Source organism: Marinitenerispora sediminis (assembly GCF_003336425.1).
GTDB lineage: Bacteria > Actinomycetota > Actinomycetes > Streptosporangiales > Streptosporangiaceae > Marinitenerispora > Marinitenerispora sediminis.
Map to the genome: position 1 here is coordinate 1 of NZ_QEIO01000283.1, position 2,413 is coordinate 2,413.

2 protein-coding genes are annotated in these 2,413 nt (G+C 76.4%); both read left to right on the forward strand.

The window, feature by feature from the left end; genetic code table 11:
* The first annotated feature begins 255 nt into the window (after nucleotides 1–255).
* Nucleotides 256–1,593, forward strand: coding sequence for a helix-turn-helix domain-containing protein (locus tag DEF28_RS26260; protein WP_325049040.1), 1,338 nt, complete (start codon nucleotides 256–258; stop codon nucleotides 1,591–1,593).
* A 126-nt stretch (nucleotides 1,594–1,719) separates the two neighbouring features.
* The gene (locus DEF28_RS26265; RefSeq protein ID WP_114400878.1) at nucleotides 1,720–2,193 is read left to right on the forward strand and encodes a hypothetical protein; all 474 of its coding nucleotides are present in this window, start codon (nucleotides 1,720–1,722) and stop codon (nucleotides 2,191–2,193) included.
* Nucleotides 2,194–2,413 lie beyond the last annotated feature (220 nt).

A 2,413-nucleotide genomic window follows, 5' to 3' on the forward strand; every position in this document is an offset into this window, starting at 1 on the left:
CCATGGCGCCGCCCCCGGGGGCGGCGCCATGGCCACCTCCGGCCATGCCCCCGGTGCCCGCTGCGGGTATTTCTCCAGTCATCAGACCTCCGCGGCAGTCAGGTTTTGGCAGGAAATGGGGGACTTTAGTCCCTTGACAGCCTCTGAACTCTGCCCGATTCGCGCACGGTTCAGCGACCGTTATGCGCGCGGCGCATAGCGTCACTTCTGTCCGACATAGCCGAGAATGCCTGGTGGCGCCCCTAATCTAGGCTCATGCCCCAACGTGACGGTGCACTTACGCCGGAGTTTTGGACCCGCCCCGCGATGGCCGCGGCACTGGCCACATGTGACATGGCCGCGATCGTGGAGGCGGTCCGGACGGCACGCGGCTGGTCCCAGGCCGGGCTCGCGCGCAACCTGGGCTACTCCCAGAGCTGGGTCTCACGGGTGGTCAACGGGCAGCAGTCGCTGACGCTCGACCAGGTGCGGGAGATCGCCCGGCGCCTGGACATCCCCGTCCACCGACTCCGGTTCGCGAGCCCGGGCCCGGCCCTCGCTCCGCACGCGCTGGCGCGTCCCGTCGCGGCGCACGCGGCGGGCGGGGGAAAGGGGGATCCCACGCGACGCAGGGATTTCGGCAAGGTCCTCACCGTGGCCTCGCTGCCGCTGCCGGTGGCACCGGCGTCCAGCGACGTGGACGAGAGCACGGCGCCGACCTTGCGCGCCATCACGGGGGGCCAGCGCCGGCTGGACGCCTCCTCCCCCGCCCGCGACCTCATCTCCTCGGCGGTCGCGCACCTGGAGCTGTCCGGCCGCACGCTCGCGCGGGCCCGGCGCAGCCCGTTCGCCGCCGACATCGCGGCGGCGGCCAGCGAGGCGGCCGGCTTCGCCGCGTGGCTGCACGCCGACATGGGCGACGTCGGTTCGGCGCGCTGCCACTACCGCACGGCGGTCGAGCGCGCCCGCCAGGCCGGGCACGGGCTGCTCGGCGTGTACATGCTCGGCAGCCTCGCCTCGTTCGAGATCGACGCCGACGAACCAGAGCTCGGTCTGGCGCTCGCGGGCGAGGCCGCGCGCCGGCTCGGCGACGACGCCCATCCGACCGCCCGCGCCTGGCTGGCGTGCGTGCGCGCCACGGGCCACGCCGCGACCGGTGACGGCACGGCGGCCACCCGGGAGCTGGGCGCCGCCGCCCGGGCGGTGGCGCACACGGCCAACCGGGAACCCCCGTGGCCCTGGGTCTTCCCGTTCGACGAGCCCAAGGTGGCGGGCTACCGGGCCCTGGTCGCCGTGCGGCTGCGCCGGCCGGGCGACGCCCTCGCCGCCTTCGACGAGGCCGCCGGCGTCCCCGCCAGCGCCAAGCAGCGGGCCGTGCTGCTGGTGGAGCTCGCCGGCGCGCACGCCGACGCCGGCGACGTCGACGAAGCGTGCCGGCTCGCCTCGGAGGCGCTGCGGATCGGTGCCGCCTTCCAGTCCGACCGGGTCATCGGCCGGGTCCGCCGGTTCCGCCGGAGCTACCGGGGGCCCCGCGCCCGCTGCGTGAGCGCGCTGGACGAGCAGATCACCACGGTGCTCGCCGGCCCCCTGCGGCTCGGACCGGCCGCTGGGTAGGGAGGAAGAGCACGTCGACCGGCAGAGCGCCCGGACCGCCCGGAGCGGGCGCCCCTCATCCGCGCCGGCCCGCGCCGGAGGGACGCCGGCGCCGCGCCGGGCCCGAGTGAACGAGGAGTCGTCATGGTGCGGCGTATCGCGATCAGCGGCCACCGGGAGCTGGCGCCCGAGGTGGAGCGGAGGGTGGACCGCCTGCTCCGGGCGCATCTGGCCGGCGCCGCGGGCGGCCTCATCGGGCTGTCCTGCCTGGCCGACGGCGCCGACACGCTCTTCGCCCGCGCGGTGCTGGACCTGGGGGGCGCCCTGGAGGTCGTCGTGCCGGCCGAGGAGTACCGCGACGGCCTGCCGGCCGGCCACCACCGGGTCTACGACGCCCTGCTGCGCCGGGCCGTTCTGGTGCACCGCCTCCCCTACCGCCTCTCCGCCCCGGAGTCGCACATGGCCGCCGGACGGTACATGGTGCACCACTGCGACGAACTGGTCGCCGTGTGGGACGGCGAGCCCGCCCGGGGCCCGGGCGGCACGGCCGACGTGGTGGGCTACGCGCGCGAGCAGGGCCGCCGGGTCGCGGTGATCTGGCCGGACGGCGCGCACCGTTAGACGCTGGCGGGCGCGGGTGTGCCGCTCAATGGCCGTCGGCCCTCCACCGACGGCTCCGGTCGGCGTGATCGGCCCGGCCCTGCCGGACCGCGGTGGTGCGCCCGGCCCGGCGTCGCAGGCCCGGCCCGGCGCCGCGGCGGCCGGATGAGCGCCTCGGTCCCCTCCGAGGGCGACCGTGCCCGCCTTCGCCGCCGGTTCCGTCTCCTGCGGGGGTCGGGCG